The organism is Pseudomonas sp. Pseusp88 (assembly GCF_047303955.1).
Taxonomy (GTDB): Bacteria; Pseudomonadota; Gammaproteobacteria; order Pseudomonadales; family Pseudomonadaceae; genus Aquipseudomonas.
Map to the genome: position 1 here is coordinate 116,926 of NZ_JBGLYM010000007.1, position 26,010 is coordinate 142,935.

A 26,010-nucleotide genomic window follows, 5' to 3' on the forward strand; every position below is an offset into this window, starting at 1 on the left:
TGTCACAAAAAAACAGGGCGTCAACGGCGATGATTGCAGCATTGCGCAGCTCACAAGGCGGCGTTTCATGTCTTGGAGTTCGAGTCTTGGTTTCAGGAGTGGTAAATGAGTCAAGCAAGTAGTCAGGCTGAGACCGGACATCATTCGGCAAAACCATTGAGTTTGCTGATCGCGGCAGTGGGGGTGGTTTACGGCGATATCGGCACCAGCCCGCTGTATACCTTAAAGGAAGTGTTCAACGGCGGTTACGGCGTCAGTGTCAGTCATGATGGGGTTTTGGGCATCCTGTCGCTGATTTTCTGGTCGCTGATATGGGTTGTTTCCTTCAAGTACATGGCTTTCGTCCTGCGCGCTGATAACCAGGGCGAGGGCGGAATCATGGCGCTGACGGCGCTGGCGCGGCGGGCGTCGGCGAAATATCCGAAATTGCAGGCCACCATGGTGGTGTTCGGGCTGTTTGGTGCGGCGCTGTTCTACGGCGACAGCATGATCACCCCGGCCATCTCGGTGTTGTCGGCGATCGAGGGTATGGAACTGGCCTTTGATGGTCTGGAGCACTGGGTCGTGCCGATTTCCCTGATCGTGCTGGTCGGGCTGTTCCTGATCCAGCGCCACGGTACCGCGCGTATCGGCGTGTTGTTTGGCCCGATCATGGTCACCTGGTTCCTGGTGTTGGGGGCCTTGGGGGTGTTTGGCATCAGTCAGCAACCCGAAGTGATCCATGCGGTCAATCCGCTTTGGGCCTTTCGTTTCTTTGTCGAGCATCCAGGGATAGGTGTGGCGATTCTCGGCGCCGTGGTCTTGGCGCTGACCGGTGCCGAAGCCTTGTATGCGGACATGGGCCACTTCGGTCGCCGGCCGATTTCCCGTGCCTGGTTCATCCTGGTGCTGCCTGCACTGGTGCTGAACTACTTCGGTCAGGGCGCCCTGGTATTGCAGGACCCGGAAGCCATCCGCAACCCGTTCTACCTGCTGGCGCCGAGTTGGGCGTTGCTGCCGCTGATCGGTCTGTCGACCCTGGCCACCATCATTGCCTCACAGGCGGTGATTTCCGGCGCGTTCTCGATGACCCTGCAAGCGATTCAGCTGGGCTATATCCCACGCATGTACATCCAGCACACCTCCAGTGATGCCCAGGGCCAGATCTATATTGGCGCGGTGAACTGGTCGCTGATGGTCGGCGTGATTCTGCTGGTGCTCGGTTTCGAATCCTCGGGCGCCCTGGCGTCGGCTTACGGCGTGGCGGTAACCGGCACTATGTTGTGCACCACTATCCTGGTGTCGTCGGTGATGCTGATGCTGTGGAAATGGCCACCGATACTGGCGGTGCCGGTGTTGCTCGGCTGCTTGCTGGTCGATGGCCTGTTCTTCGCCGCCAACGTGCCGAAAGTGGTGCAGGGCGGGGCGTTTCCGGTGCTGGCCGGTATCGTGCTGTTTGTCCTGATGACCACCTGGAAGCGTGGCAAACAGTTGTTGAGCGAGCGGATCTCCGAAGGTGGCCTGCCGCTGCCGATCTTCATCAGCAGTATTCGCGTGCAACCCCCGTTCCGGGCCCAGGGCACTGCGGTATTCCTCACGGCACGTTCCGATGCTGTGCCCCATGCGCTGTTGCACAACATGCTGCATAACCAGGTGCTGCACGAGCAGGTGGTGCTATTGACGGTGGTCTACGAAGACACGCCACGGGTGCCTGCACAGCGGCGTTTCGAGGTTGAGTCCTACGGCGAGGGTTTCTATCGGGTGATCCTGCACTTTGGCTTTATCGACGAGCCGGACGTTCCGGCGGCGCTGAAGCTGTGCCATCTGGATGAGCTGGATTTCAGTCCGATGCGTACCACCTACTTCCTCAGCCGAGAGACCATCGTGTCGTCCAAGCTGGTAGGGATGGCGCGCTGGCGCGAAGGGCTGTTCGCCTTCATGCTCAAGAACGCCAACGGCAACCTGCGCTTCTTCAAGCTGCCGTACAACCGGGTGATCGAGCTGGGTACCCAGGTCGAGATGTAGTTCGCGAGCCAACAAAAAGCCCCCGTAGCTGTGAAGCTGCGGGGGCTTTTTTAATGCTGGAATCTCCAGTGGGACCGGCTTTGGCCGGGAAGACAAGATGAATATGTACCGGTGCCTTCCCGGCTAAAGCCGGTCCCACAAGGTGTGTTACTCCGCTGCCGGGGTTGGCGCCGGAGCAGCCGGCGCCTGGGCCTGCCACTTGTTGATCACGGCGATCAGGCGCTTGGCCAGTGCCGGGTAGTTCTCGTCGAAGTGATGGCCGCCGGGCAGTTGCAGCTTCTGGCCCACCGCCGTCTTGTCGGTGCAGCCGCTTTCATCCTTCTCTTCAAGGCCGTAGACGCACAACACCTTGTCGGCGGGCAGTTTGGCCATTTCCTCGCCAGTGGTGGCTTCTTTGCCTGCGCTACCGAGCCAGCCACCGACATGAATCTCAAAGCTACCGGTGCGGGCGAAGGCGAGCAGGATAATGCCGCTGATGCGATTCTGATCGTCTGCGGGCAGGCGATTGTAGATCGCTGGCATCACATCGGCCCCAAAGGAGTAACCCGCGAGGATAAAGCGCTTGGCGCCCCATTTTTGTCGGTAGTGGGCCATCAGTTCAGTCAGGTCTGCTGCGGTCTGTTCCGGGGTCTTGTGTTCCCAGTAGTAACGCAGGGTATCGATGCCGACCACGGGATAGCCCATGCCCGCCATATCGCCGGCCACCACCTTGTCCAGGTCGCGCCAGCCACCATCGCCGGACATGAACAGGGTCACCGTGTCCGAAGCCTGGCCAGCGGTGACCGGCACTTCCACAGTCGGAACGCCCAGGCCGCCGCTGTCGTTCTCGCCGACCAGTTTATGACGCAGTTCGGTGTTCAGCACCTGCGGCAGTTTGATGTCGTAGTCGCTGATACTGGTGTCGGCATTGGGTTGGTCGCGAACGAAGGCGGCCGGGACATCATCGGGCTGATCGTTCCAGGCCACCATCCAGTGACCATGGGGCGCCTTTTGCGGCAAGGGCACGTCGCAGATGACCGGCGGCGCTTCATCGGGCTCCAGCGGCTTGACCGGTTCTGTTGACGGCACCTCAATGACGAAACCGACCGAAATGGCTTCAGCCTTGTCATTGTTCTGGGAGGCCAGCCAGCGCCACGCCAGGGTTGCACCCGGACCGATACCGGCCACCACGTCCGGCGCGCCCTGCATCTGCGTCAGAGCTTCCTGGAAGGTCTTTTGCTGCAGGACGCAGTTGTCCTTGGGCAGAGTCACCTGAATGATCCGGGCCGAGGCGTCCTTGCTCAGTGCCTGCAGTTGTTTGTCCGAGAGAAAGTCATCAGCGGTCACTGCCAGGGCTACCTGGGTCTTGACCCGGGTGGCCGGTGTGGCCGTGGTCAGGGCCGAGCCGTCGGACAGGGTAGTGCGTGTCAGTACCGCTGGAGGGGCAGGGCGATTCCACAGCCAGAAGCCCAGTGCCACTACGAGAATAACCAGGGCTGCAAGCAAAAATCGCCAGTAGCGTTGAATCATCAGCGTTTCACCAATCCAGTCAGGCCGCCTGCAATCAGGGCGGCGGTGTCAGCCAGTGCCACGAGCGGATCGAGTCCTGCCGGCACGGCCATATAACGAGGTTCCCAGTCAGGCTGGAATTTGTCTTTGAAGCGGCGCAGCCCCTGGAAGTTGTACAGCTGCTCGCCACGGCGGAAGACCATCGAGCCGAGACGCTGAGTCAGGGGTGCGCCACGTCGTGGCTGCAAGCCGGATAAGGGCACCATGCCCAAACTGAAGCGTCCATAACCGTTTTGTTTGTAGTGCAATATCAGACCGACCATCATGAATTCCATGGTCAGCTTCGGTGCCTCGGGATGCGCACGCATCAGGTCAAGACTGGCCAGATCCTTGCGCGAGGTCTCCAGCAGGTTGGCGAAGGCAACGGGCTTGCCTTCGAAACGAATGATCGCGACGCGGAAATATTGCAGGTACTCGGGGCTGAAACGGCCTAGAGAGAAGCCTTTCTCGCGTACGTTCTTGCCGGTGAGCCAGGCGTCGGAAATGACCTTCAGCTCTTCCAGCGGGGCCTGACCCGGCTCATGGATCTCCAGCGACAGGCCATCACGGCCGCCGCGGTTCCAGGTGTAGCGCAGGTCCTTCATCTCCTTGCCCTTGGCATCGATATCGAAGCGGTGCAGGTCAACCCGTGCTTCTTCGCCAAGCTTGATCGCAGTCAGGCCGATGTCCATATAAAACGGCAGGTTCTCGGCGCGAACCTGATAGAACACTGGACGGGCATGGTGCACGTCGCACAGGTCGCGGAACTGCCAGATCAGTTCGGCACGCTGTTGCGTCGGGCCAATCGGGTCGTACAAGGCCACCAGACTGCGGCCACGGTGCGCGTACATCAAAAAGGCATTACCACTGGGATGCAGCAGGATCGCCTTGTCACCGGTCAGGGCCAGGCCACCATCAGGCTGGGCCGAAGCCTTGACGATTTCGGCAGCCTTGGCCAGTTCTGCGGCGTCGGGCAGCTTGATCACCGGGCGCGCGGTGCGCAACAGCCACGTCAGGGACACGATCACCAGCAACACCGCGCTACCCAGTGCCGAACGCAAAGCGCGAGGCGCATCGGCGTCGAGGGTGAACTGCCACCACAGCTGATGGCTGTAAGGTACGTCCTGATAGGCGAACAGCAGCAGCCAGATCGAAGCACCGACCACGCAGACGCTGGCCATCAGGTACAGGCCGGAGAAAGGCAGTTCAAGCAGGCGGCTGGGGCGATAGAACGAGCGGCGGAACACTGCCAGCAGACAGGCGGTGATCACCAGCATGCTGGCCTCTTCCCAGTCGAAGCCCTTGAGCATCGACAGCACGGCACCGGCAATGAGCAGCCCCAGAGTCAGCATCCAGGCCGCGGACAGGCGGCGGCGCAGGCCCTGAGCCAGCAGCAGGCAGAGCACACCGACCAGGCTGGCGACAAAGTGCGAGGCATCGATCAGGCGGTGCGGGATCATGAACCCGACGTATTCCAGACGTGTGTCGATTTCCGGCGTGGAGCCTGAGAACAGCAACACAACGCCGGAAAGGAATACCAGCAGCGCCAGGATCGGCGCGGCCAGGCCGGACGCGACACGCATTGCCTGACGGGTCGGCAGCAGGCGCTGGGCTTCGTTGAACAGCAGGACCAGGCAAGCCACCAACAGCGGCAACACGACATAAATGAGGCGATACAGCAGCAGGGCTGCGGCCAGGGGCGCGGCGCCGAGTTCGTTGGCGAAAGCTGCCAGCAAAATGGCTTCGAAAACCCCCACGCCACCGGGCACATGGCTGAGGACACCGGCAGCCAGGGCCAACAGGTAAACCAGCAGGAACGCGGCGAAGGGCGGCGACTGCGGCAGCAACAGGTACAGCACCGTGGCGGCTGCGGCAACGTCCAGCGCCGTGATGACCAGTTGCATCAGGGTCAGGCGCGTACTTGGCAGGCGCAGGGTGCGACGACCGATGCGAACCAGCAGGTTGTGCGGGATGGTCTGTTCAGGCAGGCGCCGACGGTAAAGCATGACCGCCGCCAGGGTACCCAACAGCAGCACCGCAATAGCGATGGCGGCAAGCGCGTCGACCGGCATATGCAACGCCAGGGAGGCGTCGGACAAGTCGGCGAGCATGGCCAGGGCAGCCAACGGTGGCAGCGCGCTGCCCAGGGACAGGCTGGCGAACAGCGTCATCCGGGCGACTTCTATAGCGCCCAGGCCATGCCGTGAGTACAACCGATAACGTACCGAACCGCCCGAGAGCATGGACAGGCCGACCGCGTTGCCGATGGCGAAAGCGGTAAAACCGCCCAGTACCAGCGTCTTGGCCGGTAATTGCACATTGGCATAACGACTGGCCGAGACTTCATAGCCCAGCAGGATGATGAATCCGATGACAGTCGCCAGTACGGCGCCTCCCAGCGAAGGCAAAGGTACGCTCAGCAGCGAATCATGCAGAGCGTCCAGGTCCATTTCTATCAGCATGTGCCGACAGGCGATCAGAGCGATGGCGAACAGCAGGAGCGTAACGCCCAGCCCTATGGGTTGGCGATACTTGCTCAACAGATCGAGCCAGTGCAGACGGGGAGACGTAATCGGTGGGTTCGCCGCTACTGCTTCTTCATTGAAATCTGACGGGTTATCGCGCATCAATCACTCCTTGGATCGTGCGCGACAGGATGGAGGTATACAGCCAACTTACCAATCCCTACGCAAAGAATATTTCGAGATGTTAGCGCGTCAACGTCTAACGAGCGAATGGAGCGGATACGTTTTCACGTTCGAGCAGTATCGTGACTGCTGGTAAAAAAATTATCGGCAGGATGTGCAAAAACTGTCGCCCTTGGAAATATTACGATACAAGCATGGCGTTCAGGTTTCACAGGCTTTGCCAAAGTGCCTTCTCTGACAAGCATTTAGCGCCGCTGTTCAGCCGCCTTTCGACCGGGCAAAAAAAAAGCCACTCTTTCGAGTAGCCTTTCTTTATGTTTGGTTGCGGGAGCCGGATTTGAACCGACGACCTTCGGGTTATGAGCCCGACGAGCTACCAGACTGCTCCATCCCGCGTCTGTGTGCCGGCATTCTACAGCCGAACGCGCATCTGTCAACCGTTAATGGCAAAAGCGACAAAAATAAGCCGGCGAATCGTTTCCATTGGCTAAGTAGCGGTTTGCAAAGATGTTTTTCGTCGGGAAAGGGAGGCGTGCTGAAAGCGATTTGTGTGAGCGAGTTTATTCGCGAATGGGGCCGGTGAGCCCACGCATCTTCATCGACCGAGATTTTTCGCGGATGAATTCGCTGCCAGAGCCTCTCCACGCTGTCCGCGCTGAAATGAAGAAAATCAGCGCAAAACAAAAAAGGCCACTCTTTCGAGTAGCCTTTTTTGATGTTTGGTTGCGGGAGCCGGATTTGAACCGACGACCTTCGGGTTATGAGCCCGACGAGCTACCAGACTGCTCCATCCCGCGTCTGTGTGGCGGCATTCTACAGAGGAACGCCGGGCTGTCAATTCTTATTTCAAAAAAAGGCTTTTTCTTCAAGTGCTTAGCTCTCCACAAAAAAGCCCATAAAGCCTGTGAAGGCTTGCCAGGCGGGCGTCGGGGAGGTTTCAGCATGATGATCAGCAGGCTGCCGATCGGCGATAAGTGGCACATTTCCATGTGAATGAGATACTGGCGGCCATTCCCTTCATATCCATGGTCTTGATGACGCAGCGCAAAATCATTCATGTCGACTGTGACTGCTTCTACGCAGCCATCGAGATGCGCGACGACCCGAGTCTGGCGGCCAAGCCACTGGCTGTCGGTGGCTCGGCGGACCGCCGGGGTGTCATTGCGACCTGCAACTACGAAGCGCGGGCCTATGGCGTGCGTTCGGCCATGTCGTCCCGACACGCCTTGAAGCTGTGTCCTGATCTGACCATCGTCAAGCCACGCATGGATGCTTATAAAGAAGCATCAAAGGAAATCCAGACGATCTTTCGTGATTACACTGATCTGATCGAGCCGTTGTCCCTGGACGAGGCTTATCTGGATGTTTCCGATGCCAGTCATTTTTCCGGCAGTGCGACACGCATTGCCCAGGACATTCGTCGGCGGGTCTCCAACCAGTTGCATATCACCGTGTCCGCCGGGGTCGCGCCCAACAAGTTCCTGGCCAAGATCGCCAGTGACTGGAAGAAGCCCAATGGCTTGTTTGTCATTACTCCTGATCAGGTCGAGGATTTTGTCGCTGAGTTGCCGGTGAGCAAGCTGCACGGGGTCGGCAAGGTCACGGCGGACAAGCTGGGTCGACTGGGGATTATCAACTGCACGGATTTGCGTGGCTGGAACAAGCTGGCGCTGGTGCGGGAATTTGGCAGTTTTGGTGAAAGGCTCTGGAGCCTGGCGCGTGGGATCGATGAGCGGCCGGTGCAGAACGACAGTCGCCGTCAGTCTGTGAGCGTGGAAAATACGTACGACACGGATTTGCCTGATCTCGCGAGTTGCCTGGAAAAGCTCCCGGCGTTACTGGAAACCCTGGAAGTGCGCATGGAGCGCATTGCCGATCATTACCGGCCGGGCAAACCCTTCGTCAAAGTCAAATTCCACGACTTTACCCAGACGACCCTGGAGCAGTCGGGGGCAGGGCGGGACCTGGGCAGTTATGAGCATCTGCTCAGTCAGGCTTTTGCCCGGGGCGGCAAGCCGGTGCGGCTGTTGGGGATTGGCGTGCGCCTGCATGATCTGCGTGCAGCCCACGAGCAACTGGAGTTGTTTACCCGTTAGGCGCAAGCATCGTGCAGCAAACAAGGAGATCATTCCAATTCAGGCGATTGTGTTTTTGTAGCAGTCGCAACTCGTCTGCGCCTATTCGACTTAATTCGGCAGCGCCACCAAACGTCCGGCATCCCTGGCCAGGGACTTGATCAGTTCATGTTGCAGCTGCGGGTCGTTGCGGGTCATGTCGATCAGACTTTGCTCCAGTTCGCTGGCCTGTTCTTCGAGTCCCAGCTCGGAAAGGCGCTTGACCCGGTGTACCCACTGGCTGACTTCGTCGTCTTCCAGGTCGTCGTAGATCAGGGCGTGAGCCTCCAAAAGCTTGCCGCGCAAGGTGCTGCTGATCGGCAGGGTGGCGTCGCCATGGGTATTGTCCTGATCATCCTCGACGCTGACATACAGGCGCGTCACGTGGTTCAGGTCCTGTTCGGCGAACGGGCTGTCCAGCAGATTCAGGCGCAGCACGCCGTTACGGTCCGTGGTCAGTTCGTGGGTCTCGCTGCCAGCCTTGACCAGCACCGGGCGCTCGTTCCACGGCAGATCGGATTTTTCGATCCGCGAATCGCGCTGCACTTCGTCGATGCCAGCCAGGTTCTGTTGTGCGCGGCCATGGGAAGGGGCGTTCATGAACGGGTTCAGTCCGGCCAGGCCGTAATGGAGCCAATCCTTGGTCATGCTGTCCGGCAGGTGGCCCAAGGCAAACACGTTGGCAATATTGGCGCCGACACCCGCGACCACGGCTACCGCGCCCAGGGGAATCTCGTAGATTTCACGCCAGGGTTGATAAGGGGTGTAGCGGTCGTAGTGACGGGTTACATCGAATTCGGTGACTTCAAACGTCTTGAGTTCATGGATGCGCACGCGACGCTGAGGCAGCTCGAGGGTCTGGGGCTCGCCCATGTCTACTTGCAGTCGGTGCTCGGTGAGTTTGCGCTCGACGCGCTCTTCGTGCTCGCTGCGCTGTGACATCTGGTTGGCACAACCGCTCATGAGCAGAGTGCCGCAGAGTATCGCGCCACCGAGGCTGGGGGGGCTTCGCTTGAACATGAGATCTCTTGAGGCGGATAAAACGTGTCGTTCAGGTTAGCCGACGCACTCGATCTGACGAGTGCGCCAGCCTTTTCATATCAAGCTATCAGCGCTTGATGTGACCCTTGATGAACGACAGTACTTCGGCGATAGGCAGCGCCTGTGCTTCGGACGCGGTACGGCTCTTGTACTCGATGGTACCTTCGGCCAGGCCGCGGTCGCTGACCACGATGCGGTGCGGGATGCCGATCAGTTCCATGTCGGCAAACTTGTTGCCGGGGCTGGTCTTCTTGTCGCGATCATCCAGCAGTACGTCGAAACCGGCCGCCTGGAGGTCTGCGTAGAGTTTATCCGTCGCTTCGCGCACCGCATCGGTTTCGTAGCGCAGGGGTACCAGGGCGATATGGAACGGCGCCAGGGCGTCATTCCAGATAATGCCGTTGGCATCACTGTTCTGCTCGATGGCAGCGGCGACAACCCGGGAAACGCCAATGCCATAGCAACCCATGGACAGGTTGACCGGCTTGCCGTTCTCGCCCAGTACCTGGCACTTCATTGCGTCGCTGTACTTGGTGCCCAGCTGGAAGATATGGCCGACTTCGATGCCGCGCTTGATTTCCAGCGTGCCCTTGCCGTCCGGGCTTGGGTCGCCGGAGACGACATTACGCAGGTCGGCAACGGTTGGAACAGGCAGGTCGCGTTCCCAGTTGACCCCGAAGTAGTGCTTGTCATCGATGTTGGCGCCGACGCCGAAGTCGCTCATCAACGCGACAGAGCGGTCAATGATGCAAGGCAGTGGCAGGTTCAGCGGGCCGAGGGAGCCGGCACCGGCGCCGATGGCGTCGCGCAGTTCCGACTCACTGGCCATGACCAGCGGGCTGGCAACGCCTTCCTGCTTGGCGGCCTTGATCTCGTTGAGTTCATGGTCGCCACGGATGATCAGGGCGATCAGCTTGCCTTCTTCTGCCGCATGAACCACCAGCGTCTTGACGGTCTTTTCGATCGGCAGGTTGTAGCCTTCGACCAGTTGGGCAATGGTCTTGGCGTTCGGTGTGTCGACCAGGGTCAGCTCCTGCGTCGGTGCAGGACGCGAAGTTTCCCGTGGTACGGCTTCGGCTTTCTCGATGTTGGCCGCGTAGTCGGAGCCGTTGCTGAAGACGATATCGTCTTCGCCGGACTCGGCCAGTACGTGGAACTCATGTGAGCCGGCGCCGCCGATTGAACCGTTGTCGGCTTCAACCGGACGGAACTTCAGGCCGAGGCGGCTGAATACGTTGCAATACGCCAGATGCATGCGATCGTAGGTTTCCTGCAACGAGGCATGGTCGGCGTGGAAGGAGTAGGCGTCCTTCATGACGAATTCGCGGCCGCGCATCAGGCCGAAGCGCGGGCGGATTTCGTCGCGGAATTTGGTCTGGATCTGGTACAGGTTGATCGGCAGCTGCTTATAGCTGTTCAACTCGTTACGAGCCAGGTCGGTGATTACTTCTTCGTGGGTCGGGCCCAGGCAGAAGTCGCGCTGATGACGGTCGGTCAGGCGCATCAGTTCAGGGCCGTACTGTTCCCAGCGCCCCGATTCCTGCCAGAGTTCGGCGGGCTGGATGCCCGGCATCAATACTTCCAGTGCCCCAGCAGCGTCCATTTCTTCACGAACGACGGCTTCGACCTTGCGCAGCACGCGCAGGCCCATGGGCAGCCAGGTGTACAGGCCGGAAGCGAGTTTGCGGATCATGCCGGCACGCAGCATCAGCTGGTGACTGACCACGACCGCATCGGAAGGCGTTTCTTTCTGTGTGGCGAGCAAATATTGACTGGTACGCATGGTAGGCCGTTGTCGGTTGCTGAACTAGAAATGACCGGTGATTGTACGGGGATGATTTATCCCCGTACAGGGCAAGGGCCCTGTCGAGGGCTTTACCCCGTAAATGAAGAAGCCCGGCATGAGCCGGGCTTCTTGTGCAACGAGAGACTGAGCAGCGATTACAGGATCGAGATCGGGTAGTCGACAATCAGACGGAACTCGTTGATATCGCCTTCGCCTTCGTCAGTGTTGGCACGGTGCCAAGCTTGACGGATGCGGAAGGACAGGTCTTTAGCCGGGCCGCTCTGGAGCACGTATTTGGCTTCCAGGTTGGTCTCGTGGTGGCTGCCATCCTTGCCATACAGACCAGCGTAGGCACTGTTGGTAGGAGTGTGGGTGCCGTCGATGTCAGTACCGCTGACGTAACGAGTCATGAAGCTCAGGCCAGGAACGCCGTACGGAGCCATGTTCAGGTCATAGCGAGCTTGCCACGATTTCTCGCCAGGGGCGTTGAAGTCGGAGTACTGGATGGAGTTGGCCAGGAAGATCGAGTCGCCACCGCGGTTGTTGTCGCCAATACCGATGTAGTCGAACGGCGTGTCACCGTTGATCTTCTGGAATGCCAGGGTCAGGGTATGTGCTGCCAGGAAGGAGTAGGCAACCGAACCCGAGTAGGCGGTGTTGTTGATAGTGCCGGCTTTGGCGCTACCAGTGTCATCTGTGCGATAGATGTTGAAGTCGAACGCCAGGGACTGGTCACCGGTCAGCGGCAGTGCGTAGTTCACGTTACCGTAGTACTGGTTCCAGACGTCTTCCAGCTTGGCGCCGTAGAACGCTACACCCAGGTTGTCGGTGATAGCATATTTGCCACCCGCGTAGTCGGCAGTCTTGGCCGTTACGCCCGCGTAGGTCGCCCAGATGGTGCCGTTACGGTTGGTTTCGTCCTGGCTGGTACCCGAGTAGAAGTGACCGGCTTCAGCATCGAGGCCTTTCAGTTCGCTGGTCTGCAGGCTGATACCGCTGGCAGTCTGAGGCAGAATGCGGGAGCCGCCGACTGCGAAGACTGGGCTGGTAGGCTGCATGTCACCGATTTTCAGTTCGGTTTTCGAGATGCGGAACTTAACGTTGCCACCGGCTTTGCCGAAGCTGTCTTCGTTACGACCGCGGCTGTCGGTGCTCAGGTTGCCCGAACCTGAGTACTTGTCGGAGCCGTCGAGTTTAATTGCGAAATAGCCGAACGCTTCAACACCAACACCAACGGTGCCTTGGGTGTAACCGGAGCTGAAGTTGCCCCAGAAGCCTTGAGTCCAGTCTTTGTCGTCTACTGCGCCGTTTTTCTTGTCACGGTTGTAGTAGTAGTTACGGGCTTTCAGGTTCAGGCTGCTGCCTTCAATGAAACCCTTGGCTTCGGACTGGTCGCTGACGAAGGCTGCTGCCGTTGCCAGTTGGGTGCCGGCCGTAGCAGCTGTTACTGCCAGGGCGATTGCGCTCCACTTCATCACTCTCATCGTGATTTGCTCCTTTGGTTTTTAAGAAGAGTTACCGCCATCCCACCTGTTTTTTTATCTGGGACAGCTCTTTCTTTTTTGTGTCGGCGAAACTTATATCACGCTGACCATGGTGGCGATAGTTACCAACCTATCCTTGCAAAATCTTTACGGCGGTGTCGCAAATCCGCTCTGTCCATGTCGCAATTGCATAGCATCCATTAGCAATCTGTGGCGCCGTACAACTGCAAACGGTCCCGGCATACCGTCTCCTGTTAAAGAGACCGGATGCTCCTTCCGCAAGGAGCGCTGCGAGCCTTGTGAGTGATAAAGCAACAACCGTGCTCAAAGTTCCACGAAATGGGAAAAATTTGTGAAAAAACTCGGCTTCACTTTCTGATTACGCTATATCGCATTGTTTTTAAAGGAATTTATTTTTTTACAAAAAACCATAAATCGCGCTTGCCGGATCGTTTTTTTACCGGCCCGACATCTGGGGTGTTACCTGCTACCGGCCCGGTTGGGTAAATGACGGATAAGTGACGCTGTCATGCGCCCTGGAGTGAGTCGTTTTGGTGCATTGCGACGCGCCGTCGCCTGATATTGGAACCTGATCTGGGGCTGTCATAGAAGAAAACACCTCCTTTGTTCCAGATTCATGACATGACCGTCAGGTTTTCGGCCTTTTCCGACGATCAGGGGCATTTTCTGATCAGCAGATGTAACAATCCTGTCAGTCGAAAGCATGAATATTGTGACTCCAACTGGTGCGCCGAGAGTGTCGCCGTGCTGGTTTGGTGCGGCGTCATGTCGCGGGGCGTGGAGCCCGTTTTTCGTGTTCAGCTGTGGTCCTGGCTAATCCCGAGTATTCTGCGTGGTATTAAGTGGCGACGGTTACTTGTCCCTGTCCTACAATTTAAAACCTAACCCCATGATCAGGAGTCATACGTGTTTGTTCTGGATTCGCGGTTGCAACAAGACACTTTGCCCATAGGCGACTTCGCCCTGTGCCGCTTATTGTTGTCCAATGACTCGAACTACCCATGGTTCATCCTGGTGCCGCGTCGGGACTCTATCAGTGAAGTATTCGAGCTGGATGTACAGGATCAATCCCTGTTGTGGCAGGAAACCAGTGACCTGGCCCGCACGCTCAAAGAAGTATTCCAGGCCGACAAAATGAATGTGGCGGCGTTGGGTAACGTTGTCAGCCAATTGCATATGCATGTCATCGTGCGTCATCGCGACGACTGCGCCTGGCCTGCACCGGTCTGGGGCAAGCATCCGGCCAGGCCTTATACTGCCGAGCAGGTTGCGCAGGTGCGTGAACGCTTGCGCGCTGCGCTGGGCGATGGTTTTCGTTTCGAGGAGTGATGAACATGAGTCTCGAAGCACGGGTTACCGAGCTGGAGAGCCGTCTGGCCTTCCAGGACGACACGATTCAGGCGTTGAACGATGTACTGGTCAGCCAGCAGCGGGCGCTGGATCGGCTGCAGTTGCAGATATCGGCGCTGCTCAAGCGTCAGGAAGAAATGGGCAGTCAGTTTGAAACCTTTGAGCAGGAAGCACCGCCACCGCACTACTGAGTGGCAGCGTTTCAGGCATAAAAAAACGCGCGTCCCCTTGGTCAGGGGGCGCGCGTTTTTTATTGGGCAGGCTAGCGGCGCGGCAAGGCGGCGATAACGTCCTCGGCCTGTAGGCCCTTATCGCGGTTCATGACCGAAAACTCCACGCGCTGGCCCTCGACCAATACGCGATGACCTTCGCCGCGAATGGCGCGAAAGTGGACGAAGATATCATCGCCGGAGTCTCGGGAAATAAAGCCGAAGCCCTTGGAGGTGTTAAACCATTTCACGGTGCCAGTATCGCGCTGGCCTGTCTCGTGGCTTTGAGGGGCCGATGAAGGAGACGACTTGTAGAAGCTCACAGCCAGGTGCAGGCCGACGGCGATCAGTGCCGCGATCAGTCCCATGATAATGGCGGGCAGGCCGGCGATGTTTTCCAGCGGCACAAGCAGGGTCATGGTTTGCAGCACTACAGCCAGGACCAGCAGTGCGCTGACCAGGTTTTGCAATTGGTGACGTGGACCTCTGTTCCAGTAGGGGATCACGGGTGCCAGTACCAGGTTAAGCAGGCCGAAGAAGGCCAGGTAAAGTGCGTCGGGTTTATCCAGGTAGGAAGACAGGGCTTCGCTACGCAGGGCGGGTATGAAGGAAAGCAGCAGGGCTGCGGCTCCCGTTAGCAGGTGAACTATTTTCAACATTTTAATTAACTCACATGGAAGGCGGATCACAAGGAAATAGCCGACTGCTCCCGGTACGCTTCTGAAAGAATTGAGGCGTTCAGCACGAGAAACGGTTCGGCCTATGGGCTACTTCATCGGTAGCATCACATCGTCTATTTAACAGCAAAGCCGAAAGCGACTCAAATCAGCTGCTTTCGCTCGAGGCTCGCGGATATCCAGACGCTCGCATAGCGAAAAAGTGCCCTTGGCCGTCGTTTAGATGCTGCGGTTGTTGGCGAAACACCAGGCGCCGGATGCTTGGCCTGTGGCTACATGGCAGGCCGTCTGTCAGTTGGTACCCTGCCTGCGGGCAGCGGGGCAGGGCAATGCAAGGCTGCGTCTGGGCGCTTCTCTTGGTACAGTGGCGACGGCAACGAACTGAATAACGCCATCATACTAAGGGGATGACGCATGGGAATCGATATTGGTATCAGCGAAGAAGACCGCAAGTCGATCGTCGACGGGCTTTCACATTTGCTCGCGGATACTTATGTGCTTTACCTCAAAACGCACAACTTTCACTGGAACGTCAGCGGTCCGATGTTTCGTACGCTGCACCTGATGTTCGAAGAGCAATATAACGAACTGGCTCTGGCGGTTGACTCGATTGCCGAACGTATTCGCGCCCTGGGTTTCCCTGCACCGGGTACTTATTCAACTTACGCCCGTCTGTCATCGATCAAGGAAGAAGAAGGCGTGCCCAAGGCCGAAGATATGATCAGAAGTCTGGTTCAAGGGCAGGAAGCGGTTACCCGTACTGCGCGCAGTCTTTTTCCATTGCTGGATAAGGTCAGTGACGAGCCGACGGCCGACCTGTTGACTCAGCGTATGCAGGTTCATGAAAAAACTGCATGGATGTTGCGTTCGATGCTCGAGCCCAAGTAAAAGTTTAGGCGAGTGACACATCCAGTGTCACTCGTCTGTCGCTGCATTCGTTTCTTGAAGTAGTCCTTTTCTCTTTTCACGATCTGGCGGTGCTCCTGTAGCTACCGTGGTGCGCGGCGGGCCGGCATGGTGCGACGGTGTCCGTGGGATTGGCTGGCCTGTATGTAAATATTAAACACCTTTTTTTGTGTCTCTTTGTTCTCGGTTTTTAAATGCGTCGCCATTCCTCCGGGTGTTGTGGTGAAGTCCTACAAGATCGGTGTATGTATGCTGCTGGAAGTTAAAAGAATATTCGGGCTTGATAGGCACTGCTTTTATTTATTTTCAAATATTTCTACTTATTGCCCGAATTGATTCTTACAAGAGGAATAGCATCATGGCACGAGGAGTCGAACGTGACTTCAAGGACTTGGCGCGACAGACATTGATCAACGATGATCCGTTTGTCGAAGATTTCAACATGCATCTTGCGCAACCGCACTCAAAGTCGGTACGGCTTAATGGTCTGGCCACTTGTCTGCGTCTGGAACAGGTGTACTGGAACATTCTTTCGGCTATCGCCAATTCAAATAGTTGTTCAGTTAATGCGGTACTTTCCTACATCGATAGGGAAGTACATCTGCGTTACGGCGGGGTGAAAAACTTCAGCGGCCTGATCAGGGTCGTGTGCGTGGCGCATCTGTTGAAGGATGATCAGTTGGATCTGCACCAAGCACCGGCCTGAACCACCACTCTTTCTCGCCGGCTCGCATCACGCGGGCCTGCACGGTCCGCGCCCCCTGCCGGATAAAGACCGGTACACGGGCGCGGGCAACTTATCGTATTCCAATCGGTTCATGCGGCTGCACAGGCTCGATTAACCCTATATAATCCCCCGCCTTGCCGAGCGGGGCAGGACTCAGCGCGAACAGGGCCGAAGGTGATCCTCAACCGGCTTGGGCCGCGTCCCAGTACTTCTGCACCATCGAGTGCTGGTCAAGAGTGAAAGCCCCACCGAATTTCGAATGACGAGAAGCGAACACCATCATGATGCGCAGCCATTATTGCGGCCAACTGAACGAGAGCCTGGAAGGTCAGGAAATTACCCTTTGCGGATGGGTCCACCGCCGTCGTGACCACGGGGGAGTCATTTTCCTTGATATCCGTGATCGTGAAGGCCTGGCTCAGGTGGTTTTCGATCCGGATCGTGCCGACACATTCGCGGCTGCCGACCGCGTGCGCGGCGAGTACGTCGTCAAGATCACCGGTAAAGTACGTGCCCGTCCGGCCGGCGCGATCAACGCGAACATGGCTTCGGGTGCCATCGAAGTCCTGGGTTATGACCTGGAAGTGCTGAATGAGTCGGAAACCCCGCCATTCCCGCTGAACGAATATTCCGATGTCGGCGAAGAAACCCGGCTGCGCTATCGCTTCATCGACTTGCGTCGTCCGGAAATGGCCGAGAAGCTGCGCTTGCGTTCGCGTATCACCAGCAGCATCCGTGGCTACCTGGACGAGAACGGCTTCCTCGATGTGGAAACGCCTATCCTGACCCGCGCGACGCCCGAAGGCGCCCGTGATTACCTGGTTCCGAGCCGCACACACCCGGGCAGCTTCTTCGCCCTGCCGCAATCGCCACAGCTGTTCAAGCAGCTGCTGATGGTGGCCGGCTTCGATCGTTACTACCAGATTGCCAAATGCTTCCGCGACGAAGACCTGCGTGCCGACCGCCAGCCGGAATTCACCCAGATCGACATCGAGACCAGCTTCCTCAACGAAGAAGACATCATCGGCTTGACCGAGAAGATGGTTCGCAAGCTGTTCAAGGAAGTGCTGGACCTGGAGTTCGGCGAGTTCCCGCACATGACCTTCGAAGAAGCCATGCGCCGCTACGGTTCCGACAAGCCGGACCTGCGTAACCCGCTGGAACTGGTCGACGTTGCCGATCAGTTGACCGGTGTCGAGTTCAAGGTGTTCAGCGGCCCGGCCAACGATCCGAAAGGCCGTGTCGCCGCCCTGCGTGTGCCGGGTGCGGCCAGCATGCCGCGCAGCCAGATCGACGACTACACCAAGTTCGTCAGCATCTACGGTGCCAAGGGCCTGGCGTACATCAAGGTCAACGAGCGCGCCAAGGGTGTCGAGGGTCTGCAATCGCCGATCGTCAAGTTCATCCCGGAAGACAACCTCAAGGTCATCCTGGATCGCGTTGGCGCCGTCGATGGCGATATCGTGTTCTTCGGTGCCGACAAATTCAAAGTCGTCAGCGAAGCGCTGGGCGCACTGCGTATCAAGATCGGCAACGACCTGAAACTGCACACCTGCGAGTGGGCCCCGATGTGGGTCGTCGACTTCCCGATGTTCGAAGAGAACGACGACGGCAGCTTCACCGCGCTGCACCACCCCTTCACGGCACCCAAGTGCACCCCTGAAGAGCTGGAAGCCAACCCGGCAACGGCGCTGTCCCGTGCCTACGACATGGTCCTCAACGGCACCGAGCTGGGTGGCGGTTCGATCCGTATCCATCGCAAGGACATGCAGCAGGCGGTCTTCCGTCTGTTGGGTATCGCCGAAGACGAGCAGCAGGAGAAGTTCGGTTTCCTGCTCGACGCCCTGAAGTACGGTGCTCCGCCCCATGGCGGCCTGGCCTTCGGTCTGGATCGTCTGGTGATGCTGATGACCGGCGCCCAGTCTATTCGTGAAGTCATTGCCTTCCCGAAAACCCAGAGTGCCGCCGATGTCATGACCCAGGCTCCAGGTGTTGTCGATGCCAAGGCCCTGCGTGAGCTTCACATTCGCTTGCGCGAACAGCCGAAAGCGGCTGAGTAAGACCTCTCGGGCCGCACCGTCGTATCCGTCGATGTGACCGTGCGGCCTGATTGCACCCATACAGGGGTGCCCGATTGAGTTGAAGCCTCTTGCCAGGGTTGTGCAAGGCAGGGGGTTAGCGTGTTTCAAGCAGAATTCGGAGCGAGATATGGCAGGTCATTCTAAGTGGGCGAACATCAAGCACCGCAAAGAGCGTCAGGATGCCAAGAAAGGCAAGATATTCACCAAGTGGATTCGTGAGCTCACCGTCGCTGCCCGTCAGGGTGGCGGTGATCCGGGCTCCAACCCGCGCCTGCGTCTGGCGCTGGACAAGGCCCTGAGCGCGAACATGACCCGTGACACCATCGATCGGGCGGTTGCCCGGGGTGTCGGCGCCGATGATGGTAACGATGTCGAAGAGCTGGGATACGAGGGTTACGGCCCGGGCGGCGTGGCGATCATGGTCGAGACCATGACCGACAACCGCAACCGTACCGCCGCCGCCGTGCGTCATGCCTTTACCAAATGTGGTGGCAACCTGGGCACTGACGGTTCTGTCGCCTATCTGTTCGATCGCAAGGGGCAGATTTCCTTCGCTCCGGGCGTCGATGAGGATGCGTTGATGGAAGCGGCCATGGAAGCCGATGCCGACGATGTGGTCAGCCATGAAGATGGCTCGATCGACGTCTTCACCTCGTTTGCCGGGTTCTACGCTGTGCGCAACGCCCTGGAAGCCGCCGGTTTCAAGGCTGCGGACGCAGAAATAGTCATGCTGCCGACCACCAGCGCCACCCTTGATCTGGAGGGCGCGGAAAAAGTCATCAAGCTGATCGATATGCTCGAAGACCTGGATGACGTACAGAACGTCTATTCCAATGCCGATATTCCAGACGATGTGATGGAGCAGCTTGGCTGAGCCATCGTCAATAAAGCAGTACACAGTAGAGGCCGGAGTGGCGAAGTGGTGATGTTCAGGCCGCTATCGACCTCCGGCTTCTGCCTTTATGCTTGGCTCACCGGTAAGCGGGACCTCTCAATGCAGCAGGCGCTATGACTCTTATTCTTGGTATCGACCCCGGTTCGCGGATCACCGGCTATGGTGTGGTTCGCGATACCGGTCGCGGCTGTGTCTACGTGGCATCCGGGTGCATTCGCACCGGTAGCGGCGAGTTGCACGAGCGTCTGCAGATTGTCTATCGGGGGGTACGCGAGGTGATCCAGACCTACGGGCCAGTGACCATGGGCATCGAGAAGGTGTTTATGGCGCGCAATGCCGACTCCGCCCTCAAACTGGGGCAGGCTCGGGGGGCGGCGATCGTGGCCGGGGCCGAGGAAGCGCTGGAAATCGCCGAGTACACCGCGACCCAGGTCAAGCAGGCGGTGGCGGGTACTGGCGGCGCCAACAAGGAGCAGGTAATGATGATGGTGATGCACTTGCTCAAGCTGACCCAGAAACCGCAGATCGATGCTTCCGATGCCCTGGCGATCGCCCTGTGTCATGCTCACACCCGTTCCAGCCTGATTCCCCATGGCCTGTCGACTGCGCGCAGCCGCGGCGGCCGTCTGCGGCTCTGATGGCAGCCTGGGCACTCTTTAGCGCCGCTCGTGTCAATGAGCGTGCAAATGAAAGGATCTGTTAAGTGATTGGACGCCTGCGCGGTTTTCTGGCTGAGAAACAGCCGCCGCATTTGGTACTGGATGTAAATGGCGTCGGCTATGAGCTGGAAGTGCCGATGACGACCCTTTATCGTTTGCCCCACGTGGGCGAGCCGGTGACCCTGCACACCCATCTGGTGGTGCGTGAAGATGCTCACCTGCTTTACGGTTTTGCCGAAAAGCGCGAGCGCGAGCTGTTTCGCGAGCTGATTCGCCTCAATGGTGTCGGCCCCAAGCTGGCCCTGGCCTTGATGTCGGGGCTTGAGGTCGATGAACTGGTGCGCTGCGTCCAGGCCCAGGACACCTCGGCCCTGACGCGGATTCCGGGAGTCGGCAAGAAGACTGCCGAGCGCTTGCTGGTCGAGCTCAAGGACCGTTTCAAGGCCTGGGAAACCATGCCGGGTACCTTTACTCTGGTTTCCCCTGGCCCCAATGCGCCTGAACCTGTGGCGTCGGCCGAGTCCGATGCGGTCAGCGCGCTGATTTCCCTGGGTTACAAGCCTCAGGAAGCGAGCAAGGCGGTTTCCGCCATCAAGGAAAAAGATTTGAGCAGTGCTGATTTGATTCGACGTGCCTTGAAGGGAATGGCTTAAGTGATTGACGCTGACCGCCTGATAACCGCCACCGGTGGCCGGGACCGTGACGAACAACTGGACCGCGCGATTCGCCCGTTGAGCCTGGCTGACTATATCGGCCAGCCCACCGTGCGCGAGCAGATGGAGTTGTTCATCCAGGCTGCCCGGGGTCGCAACGAGGCACTGGACCACACCCTGATCTTCGGCCCGCCCGGGCTGGGCAAGACCACCCTGGCCAACATCATCGCCCAGGAAATGAACGTCTCGATCAAGAGCACGTCGGGCCCGGTACTGGAACGGCCGGGTGACCTGGCAGCGATCCTCACCAACCTTGAGCCTCATGACGTACTGTTTATCGACGAAATCCACCGCCTGTCTCCCATCGTCGAAGAAGTACTGTACCCGGCGATGGAAGACTTCCAGCTCGACATCATGATCGGCGAAGGCCCGGCGGCCCGCTCGATCAAGCTCGATCTGCCGCCATTTACCCTGGTAGGGGCGACGACCCGGGCGGGCATGCTGACCAACCCATTGCGTGATCGTTTCGGGATTGTTCAGCGTCTGGAGTTCTACAATATCGATGACCTGACCACTATCGTCATGCGTTCCGGCGGCATTCTCGGCCTGCCCATCGAGCCTGAAGGCGCCTTTGAAATCGCCCGACGTGCCCGTGGGACGCCACGTATCGCCAACCGCCTGCTGCGTCGGGTGCGGGATTTCGCTCAGGTACGCGGTACCGGCCATATCTCCCGGGCGATCGCCGACCAGGCCCTGAACCTGCTGGATGTGGATGAGCACGGTTTCGATCATCAGGACCGGCGCCTGCTGCTGACCATGATCGAGAAGTTTGACGGTGGCCCGGTAGGGGTGGACAGTCTGGCCGCGGCCATCAGTGAGGAGCGGCATACCATTGAAGATGTGCTGGAACCCTATTTGATCCAGCAAGGCTATATCATGCGCACACCGCGCGGTCGGGTCGTGACCCGGCATGCCTACCTGCATTTCGGCTTGAATGTTCCGGCGCGTATGGGCGAAATGCCAGCTTCCTCGAATTTTGTCGAGGAAGCCGACGATTAAAACTGAAAAATCGCTGATTTATTCGGCGTTTGCGTGGTCAGACTGCCTGACGCGCCTGTCTTGCAGGCATAAACCTGCAAAACGATGAAAAACAGTTGCCTGGGCGGATTGGCAACCTGAGGAGTAAGCACTAGAGTATGCGCGCGCAAAACGGGGGTCAGTCGTTCGAGCATCGCTGTCGCGTTTATTACGAAGACACCGATGCCGGCGGCATCGTCTACTACGTCAATTATTTGAAATTCATGGAGCGGGCTCGAACCGAGCGGCTGCGGGAATTGGGATTTGCCCAATCCTCGATGGCGCAGGAGGGCCTGTTATTTGTCGTGCATTCCAGCGAGGCGCGTTATCACCAGCCGGCAAGGCTGGATGACGAACTGCTGGTCAGTGCCGAAGTGATCGAATTGAACCGTGCCAGCCTGCGATTTCGTCAACAGGTCAGGCGGGCAACGGATGATGTACTGCTCTGTGAAGGGCAGTTTTTGGTGGCGTGTGTGCGCGCCGATAGTTTGAAGCCCCGGGCCATTCCCGAAGCCTTGCGTACGGCCTTTGCCGACCAGGGTGGCGCGGGTACACATTTAGAGCAGGAGATAAAGCGTGGAAGCTAACGTCGTCGACCATACCTCCATGTGGAGTTTGGTCAGCAATGCCAGCGTGGTCGTTCAGTTGGTAATGCTGATTCTGGTGGCTGCCTCAGTCACTTCATGGATCATGATTTTTCAGCGCAGCAGCCTGTTGCGCGCCGGTCGACGTGCCCTGGACAGCTTCGAGGAGCGTTTCTGGTCGGGTATCGATCTGTCCAAGCTGTACCGTCAGGCAGGCAGCAACCCTGATCCTGATTCGGGCGTGGAGCAGATCTTCCGTGCCGGCTTCAAGGAATTCTCGCGCCTGCGCCAGCAACCGGGTGTCGATCCGGATGCGGTAATGGAAGGTGTGGCCCGTGCCATGCGCGTTGCCATCTCCCGTGAAGAAGAGAAGCTCGAGCAGAGCCTGCCATTCCTCGCCACCGTCGGTTCGACCAGTCCTTATGTCGGCCTGTTCGGTACGGTCTGGGGCATCATGAACTCCTTCCGCGGTCTGGCCACGGCGCAACAGGCCACGCTGGCTACCGTTGCACCGGGTATCGCCGAGGCACTGATTGCGACTGCAATCGGCCTGTTCGCAGCGATTCCTGCGGTCATCGCCTACAACCGCTTTGCCGCTCGTGGCGAAACCCTGATCAGTCGTTACTACACCTTTGCCGACGAGTTCCAGGCCATCCTGCACCGTAAAGTGCATACCAGCGAAGAATGAGCAGGTAATTCCTAATGGCTTTAATCGCTCGCGGTCGTCGCACCAAACGCAAGCCAACTGCGGAAATGAACGTAGTGCCCTACATCGACGTGATGTTGGTACTGCTGGTCATTTTCATGGTCACGGCTCCCATGATCAACCAGGGCGTGAAAGTCGACCTGCCGAAAGTCTCCAGCGAGGCTTTGCCGCAGGACAACAACAACCAGGTCCTGACCATTTCGATCAAGGCTGACAAGACCTACTACTGGAACCTTGGCAGTGAAGTCGATACCGACAAGCAGATGGACAAGGCGATGACCTTGCCGCAGCTGACCGACGCGGTGACCAAAATCATCGCTGCCGGCCGTGAAGCAGGCAAGCAGACCCAGGTGTTCATCCGTGGCGACAAATCCGTTGATTACGGCTCGGTTATGGGCACGATGGGCGGACTGCAGAAAGCAGGGGTCGGGAATGTTGGTTTGATTACTGAGGCCCCCTGATGCAGCCAATTCGAGAGCCGTCCGCCTCGGAAAGCTACTTCTGGCCTACAGTCTGGGCAGTGGCCCTGCACATCCTGATTTTCGGCCTGCTCTTCGTCAGTTTTGCCATGACGCCCGAGCTGCCGGAAGCCAAGCCCATTGTCCAGGCCACGTTGTACCAGCTCAAGTCCAAGAGCCAGGCAACCAACCAGACCAACCAGAAGATTGCCGGCGAGGCAAAAAAAGCCGCTGCGCGACAGACTGAAGTCGAGCAGTTGGAGCAGAAGAAAATCGAGCAGCAGAAGCAGGAAGCTGTAAAGGCTGCGGAACAAAAGAAAGAAGAGGCTGCTCAAAAAGCCGAAGAACAGAAAGCCGCTGACGACGCCAAGAAGGCCGAGCAGAAGGCGGAAGAGGCGAAGAAGGCCGATGACGCGAAAAAAGCGGATGAAGCCAAGAAAGCCGCTGATGCCGCCAAAAAGGCAGAAGAGAAACAATTGGCTGATATAGCCAAGAAGAAGGCTGAAGACGAGGCGAAGAAAAAAGCCGAGGAAGACGCCAAGAAAGCAGCCGCCGAGGAAGCCAAGCGACAGGCTGCAGAGGACGCGAAAAAAGCGGCAGCCGAAGACGCCAAGAAAAAGGCAACCGAGGACGCCAAGAAGAAAGCAGCGGAAGACGCGAAGAAAAAAGCGGCTGCCGATTCGGCCAAGAAGGCGCAGGAAGCGGCGCGCAAGGCCAACGAAGACAAGAAGGCACAGGCTCTGGCTGATCTATTGTCCGACAAACCGCAACGTCAACAGGCCCTGGCAGATGAGCAGGGTGACGAAACGGCAGGTAACTTCGATGACCTGATCCGCTCGCGAGCGGCTGAAGGTTGGGCGCGTCCACCGTCTGCCCGCAAGGGTATGACAGTGGTCCTGCAAATCGCCATGTTGCCTGATGGCACTGTGACTTCGGTCAGCGTGTCCAAGTCCAGTGGTGACGGTCCGTTCGACAGCTCGGCTGTGGCGGCGGTCAAGAACATTGGGCGTCTGACAGAGATGCAAGGGTTGAAACCTTCGGATTTCGCACCTTATCGTTCATTCAAGATGACATTCACACCTGAGGATTTAGCCTTGTGATTAACCTTCTTCGAGGACTGCTTGTCGTTCTCTGCTTTGCATCGGCAATGGTCAATGCAGAGGAAAAGAACATTATGGTCACCAGCGGCAGTGACCGAGCCACGCCAATCGCTGTCGTGCCGTTTGGCTGGCAGGGCGGCACCGTGCTGCCGGAAGATATGGCGGCCATCGTCAGTAATGACCTGTACAACTCGGGTTACTACTCGCCGATTCCAAAGCAGAACATGATCAGCCTGCCGACCCAGGCCAGCGAAGTCATTTTCCGCGACTGGAAAGCCCTTGGTGCGCAATACGTAATGGTGGGAAGCATCGTTCCGGCAGGCGGTCGTCTGCAGGTGAACTATGCGCTGTTCAACGTCGCCACCGAACAGCAGGTGATGGCCGGCAACGTGTCGGGGACCAACGATCAGTTGCGTGACATGGCCCACTATATTGCCGACCAGTCGTTCCAGAAGCTGACCGGCATCAAGGGCGCGTTCTCCACCCGCATGCTGTACGTCACGGCTGAGCGCTTCTCCGAAGCCAATACCCGTTACACCCTGCAGCGTTCGGACTACGACGGCGCCCGTGCGGTGACCCTGCTTCAGTCCCGCGAGCCGATTCTGTCGCCACGCTTCGCCCCGGATGGCAAGCGCATCGCCTATGTGTCGTTCGAGCAGAAGCGTCCGCGCATCTTCGTCCAGCATATCGATACCGGTCGTCGCGAACAGATCACCAATTTCGAAGGCCTGAACGGTGCGCCAGCCTGGTCGCCTGATGGCAACAAACTGGCGTTTGTCCTGTCCAAAGACGGTAACCCGGAAATCTACGTGATGGATCTGGGCTCGCGTGCGATCACCCGCGTCACCAACGACTCGTCGATCGACACTGAACCTTTCTTCGGCAAGGACGGCTCTACGATCTACTTTACCTCGGACCGTGGCGGCAAGCCGCAGATCTACAGGACCAATATCAATGGCGGTGGTGCCGAGCGCGTGACGTTCATCGGCAACTACAATGCCAACCCGAAATTGTCAGCGGATGAAAAGACGCTGGTAATGATCCACCGTCAGGACGGCTTCACTAATTTCAAGGTCGCAGTGCAGGATATGGCGCGCGGTAGCGTTAAAATCCTCACAGATAGCAACCTTGATGAGTCGCCTACTGTCGCGCCCAACGGCACCATGGTAATCTACGCCACCCGCCAGCAAGGCCGGGGAGTCTTGATGCTCGTGTCCATTAATGGGCGCGTTAGAGTTCCACTTCCTACCGCTCAAGGCGAAGTCAGAGAACCATCCTGGTCCCCTTATCTGAACTGACGCGG

General features: G+C 58.2%; 22 protein-coding genes, 2 tRNA genes and 1 pseudogene. 16 read left to right on the forward strand and 9 right to left on the reverse strand.

Going from position 1 to position 26,010, the window contains the following annotated elements:
• Positions 1-105 precede the first annotated feature (105 nt).
• The gene (locus tag ACCD02_RS11820; protein WP_413301562.1) at positions 106-2,004 is read left to right on the forward strand and encodes a potassium transporter Kup; all 1,899 of its coding nucleotides are present in this window, start codon (positions 106-108) and stop codon (positions 2,002-2,004) included.
• Between the two features lie 147 nt (positions 2,005-2,151).
• Here the strand turns inward: ACCD02_RS11820 and ACCD02_RS11825 are convergent, their stop codons facing one another.
• From ACCD02_RS11825 to ACCD02_RS11840, 4 genes are all read right to left on the reverse strand, one after another.
• Positions 2,152-3,513 carry a virulence factor family protein gene (locus ACCD02_RS11825; protein WP_413301563.1) on the reverse strand — a complete coding sequence of 454 codons (1,362 nt, stop codon included), beginning with the start codon at positions 3,511-3,513 and terminating at the stop codon, positions 2,152-2,154.
• Positions 3,513-6,158: a bifunctional lysylphosphatidylglycerol flippase/synthetase MprF gene (gene mprF, locus ACCD02_RS11830; protein ID WP_413301565.1), complete on the reverse strand. Its 2,646-nt coding sequence runs from the start codon at positions 6,156-6,158 to the stop codon at positions 3,513-3,515. Before mprF ends, ACCD02_RS11825 begins: the two co-directional genes overlap by 1 nt.
• 340 nt (positions 6,159-6,498) lie before the next feature.
• A tRNA-Met gene (locus ACCD02_RS11835) sits at positions 6,499-6,575 on the reverse strand.
• 324 nt (positions 6,576-6,899) lie between these two features.
• A tRNA-Met gene (locus ACCD02_RS11840) sits at positions 6,900-6,976 on the reverse strand.
• A gap of 237 nt (positions 6,977-7,213) precedes the next feature.
• Between ACCD02_RS11840 and dinB the strand changes: the two genes are divergently transcribed.
• Positions 7,214-8,275: a DNA polymerase IV gene (gene dinB, locus ACCD02_RS11845; RefSeq protein WP_413301854.1), complete on the forward strand. Its 1,062-nt coding sequence runs from the start codon at positions 7,214-7,216 to the stop codon at positions 8,273-8,275.
• Positions 8,276-8,365: 90 nt separating this feature from the next.
• Here dinB and ACCD02_RS11850 read toward each other — a convergent pair whose 3' ends face one another.
• From ACCD02_RS11850 to ACCD02_RS11860, 3 genes are all read right to left on the reverse strand, one after another.
• Positions 8,366-9,313 (reverse strand): hypothetical protein, encoded by a 948-nt coding sequence (locus ACCD02_RS11850; RefSeq protein ID WP_413301567.1) that lies wholly within the window; start codon positions 9,311-9,313, stop codon positions 8,366-8,368.
• A gap of 88 nt (positions 9,314-9,401) precedes the next feature.
• A complete protein-coding gene (locus ACCD02_RS11855; RefSeq protein WP_413301569.1) occupies positions 9,402-11,117 on the reverse strand; it encodes a proline--tRNA ligase in 1,716 nt (571 codons plus the stop codon).
• Positions 11,118-11,275: 158 nt separating this feature from the next.
• The gene (locus ACCD02_RS11860) at positions 11,276-12,604 is read right to left on the reverse strand and encodes an OprD family porin (RefSeq protein WP_413301571.1); all 1,329 of its coding nucleotides are present in this window, start codon (positions 12,602-12,604) and stop codon (positions 11,276-11,278) included.
• Positions 12,605-13,531: 927 nt separating this feature from the next.
• On the opposite strand from ACCD02_RS11860, the gene ACCD02_RS11865 reads away from it, so the two are divergent.
• The gene (locus ACCD02_RS11865) at positions 13,532-13,954 is read left to right on the forward strand and encodes an HIT domain-containing protein (RefSeq protein WP_413301573.1); all 423 of its coding nucleotides are present in this window, start codon (positions 13,532-13,534) and stop codon (positions 13,952-13,954) included.
• A 5-nt stretch (positions 13,955-13,959) separates the two neighbouring features.
• A complete protein-coding gene (locus ACCD02_RS11870; protein ID WP_413301575.1) occupies positions 13,960-14,166 on the forward strand; it encodes a SlyX family protein in 207 nt (68 codons plus the stop codon).
• Positions 14,167-14,237: 71 nt separating this feature from the next.
• On the opposite strand, the gene ACCD02_RS11875 is transcribed toward ACCD02_RS11870, so the two are convergent.
• Positions 14,238-14,435: a cold shock domain-containing protein gene (locus tag ACCD02_RS11875; protein ID WP_238591726.1), complete on the reverse strand. Its 198-nt coding sequence runs from the start codon at positions 14,433-14,435 to the stop codon at positions 14,238-14,240.
• Positions 14,436-14,519: 84 nt separating this feature from the next.
• Positions 14,520-14,843: pseudogene (locus ACCD02_RS11880) on the reverse strand (cold shock domain-containing protein membrane protein); the annotation flags it as partial.
• A gap of 432 nt (positions 14,844-15,275) precedes the next feature.
• On the opposite strand from ACCD02_RS11880, the gene ACCD02_RS11885 reads away from it, so the two are divergent.
• The 12 genes from ACCD02_RS11885 (at position 15,276) to tolB (ending at position 26,005) form a co-directional block, all read left to right on the forward strand.
• A complete protein-coding gene (locus ACCD02_RS11885) occupies positions 15,276-15,749 on the forward strand; it encodes a Dps family protein (RefSeq protein ID WP_259109721.1) in 474 nt (157 codons plus the stop codon).
• A 376-nt stretch (positions 15,750-16,125) separates the two neighbouring features.
• A complete protein-coding gene (locus ACCD02_RS11890) occupies positions 16,126-16,473 on the forward strand; it encodes a ribbon-helix-helix domain-containing protein (protein WP_413301577.1) in 348 nt (115 codons plus the stop codon).
• Between the two features lie 302 nt (positions 16,474-16,775).
• Positions 16,776-18,554 carry an aspartate--tRNA ligase gene (gene aspS / locus ACCD02_RS11895; protein ID WP_413301579.1) on the forward strand — a complete coding sequence of 593 codons (1,779 nt, stop codon included), beginning with the start codon at positions 16,776-16,778 and terminating at the stop codon, positions 18,552-18,554.
• A gap of 148 nt (positions 18,555-18,702) precedes the next feature.
• Positions 18,703-19,449 carry a YebC/PmpR family DNA-binding transcriptional regulator gene (locus tag ACCD02_RS11900; RefSeq protein ID WP_413301581.1) on the forward strand — a complete coding sequence of 249 codons (747 nt, stop codon included), beginning with the start codon at positions 18,703-18,705 and terminating at the stop codon, positions 19,447-19,449.
• Between the two features lie 134 nt (positions 19,450-19,583).
• Complete coding sequence (gene ruvC, locus ACCD02_RS11905) at positions 19,584-20,108, forward strand: crossover junction endodeoxyribonuclease RuvC (RefSeq protein WP_413301583.1); 525 nt, start codon at positions 19,584-19,586, stop codon at positions 20,106-20,108.
• Positions 20,109-20,173: 65 nt separating this feature from the next.
• On the forward strand, positions 20,174-20,782 hold the full coding sequence (gene ruvA, locus ACCD02_RS11910; RefSeq protein WP_259109706.1) for a Holliday junction branch migration protein RuvA: 609 nt from the start codon (positions 20,174-20,176) through the stop codon (positions 20,780-20,782).
• Entirely contained in the window at positions 20,783-21,841 is a 1,059-nt protein-coding gene (gene ruvB / locus ACCD02_RS11915; protein WP_413301585.1) for a Holliday junction branch migration DNA helicase RuvB, read from the forward strand.
• A gap of 137 nt (positions 21,842-21,978) precedes the next feature.
• A complete protein-coding gene (gene ybgC / locus ACCD02_RS11920; protein ID WP_413301587.1) occupies positions 21,979-22,446 on the forward strand; it encodes a tol-pal system-associated acyl-CoA thioesterase in 468 nt (155 codons plus the stop codon).
• The gene (tolQ, locus tag ACCD02_RS11925; RefSeq protein WP_259109698.1) at positions 22,436-23,131 is read left to right on the forward strand and encodes a protein TolQ; all 696 of its coding nucleotides are present in this window, start codon (positions 22,436-22,438) and stop codon (positions 23,129-23,131) included. The genes ybgC and tolQ overlap by 11 nt, the downstream gene beginning before the upstream one ends.
• Before the next feature lie 23 nt (positions 23,132-23,154).
• Positions 23,155-23,610: a protein TolR gene (tolR, locus tag ACCD02_RS11930; protein WP_259109948.1), complete on the forward strand. Its 456-nt coding sequence runs from the start codon at positions 23,155-23,157 to the stop codon at positions 23,608-23,610.
• Positions 23,610-24,707, forward strand: coding sequence for a cell envelope integrity protein TolA (gene tolA / locus ACCD02_RS11935; RefSeq protein WP_413301590.1), 1,098 nt, complete (start codon positions 23,610-23,612; stop codon positions 24,705-24,707). The genes tolR and tolA overlap by 1 nt, the downstream gene beginning before the upstream one ends.
• A 47-nt stretch (positions 24,708-24,754) precedes the next feature.
• Positions 24,755-26,005 carry a Tol-Pal system beta propeller repeat protein TolB gene (gene tolB, locus ACCD02_RS11940; RefSeq protein ID WP_413301859.1) on the forward strand — a complete coding sequence of 417 codons (1,251 nt, stop codon included), beginning with the start codon at positions 24,755-24,757 and terminating at the stop codon, positions 26,003-26,005.
• Positions 26,006-26,010: the final 5 nt, after the last annotated feature.

What these genes read in the sequence shown, in the direction of transcription:
- ACCD02_RS11855 (WP_413301569.1), bottom strand. Translation starts at nt 11,117, where the DNA reads ATGCGTACCAGTCAATATTTGCTCGCCACACAGAAAGAAACGCCTTCC.
- dinB (WP_413301854.1), top strand. Translation starts at nt 7,214, where the DNA reads ATGACGCAGCGCAAAATCATTCATGTCGACTGTGACTGCTTCTACGCA.
- aspS (WP_413301579.1), top strand. Translation starts at nt 16,776, where the DNA reads ATGATGCGCAGCCATTATTGCGGCCAACTGAACGAGAGCCTGGAAGGT.
- ACCD02_RS11870 (WP_413301575.1), top strand. Translation starts at nt 13,960, where the DNA reads ATGAGTCTCGAAGCACGGGTTACCGAGCTGGAGAGCCGTCTGGCCTTC.
- tolA (WP_413301590.1), top strand. Translation starts at nt 23,610, where the DNA reads ATGCAGCCAATTCGAGAGCCGTCCGCCTCGGAAAGCTACTTCTGGCCT.
- ruvC (WP_413301583.1), top strand. Translation starts at nt 19,584, where the DNA reads ATGACTCTTATTCTTGGTATCGACCCCGGTTCGCGGATCACCGGCTAT.
- ACCD02_RS11850 (WP_413301567.1), bottom strand. Translation starts at nt 9,313, where the DNA reads ATGTTCAAGCGAAGCCCCCCCAGCCTCGGTGGCGCGATACTCTGCGGC.
- tolB (WP_413301859.1), top strand. Translation starts at nt 24,755, where the DNA reads ATGGTCAATGCAGAGGAAAAGAACATTATGGTCACCAGCGGCAGTGAC.
- ACCD02_RS11825 (WP_413301563.1), bottom strand. Translation starts at nt 3,513, where the DNA reads ATGATTCAACGCTACTGGCGATTTTTGCTTGCAGCCCTGGTTATTCTC.
- ACCD02_RS11890 (WP_413301577.1), top strand. Translation starts at nt 16,126, where the DNA reads ATGGCACGAGGAGTCGAACGTGACTTCAAGGACTTGGCGCGACAGACA.
- ACCD02_RS11885 (WP_259109721.1), top strand. Translation starts at nt 15,276, where the DNA reads ATGGGAATCGATATTGGTATCAGCGAAGAAGACCGCAAGTCGATCGTC.
- ACCD02_RS11860 (WP_413301571.1), bottom strand. Translation starts at nt 12,604, where the DNA reads ATGAGAGTGATGAAGTGGAGCGCAATCGCCCTGGCAGTAACAGCTGCT.
- mprF (WP_413301565.1), bottom strand. Translation starts at nt 6,158, where the DNA reads ATGCGCGATAACCCGTCAGATTTCAATGAAGAAGCAGTAGCGGCGAAC.
- ACCD02_RS11820 (WP_413301562.1), top strand. Translation starts at nt 106, where the DNA reads ATGAGTCAAGCAAGTAGTCAGGCTGAGACCGGACATCATTCGGCAAAA.
- ybgC (WP_413301587.1), top strand. Translation starts at nt 21,979, where the DNA reads ATGCGCGCGCAAAACGGGGGTCAGTCGTTCGAGCATCGCTGTCGCGTT.
- ACCD02_RS11900 (WP_413301581.1), top strand. Translation starts at nt 18,703, where the DNA reads ATGGCAGGTCATTCTAAGTGGGCGAACATCAAGCACCGCAAAGAGCGT.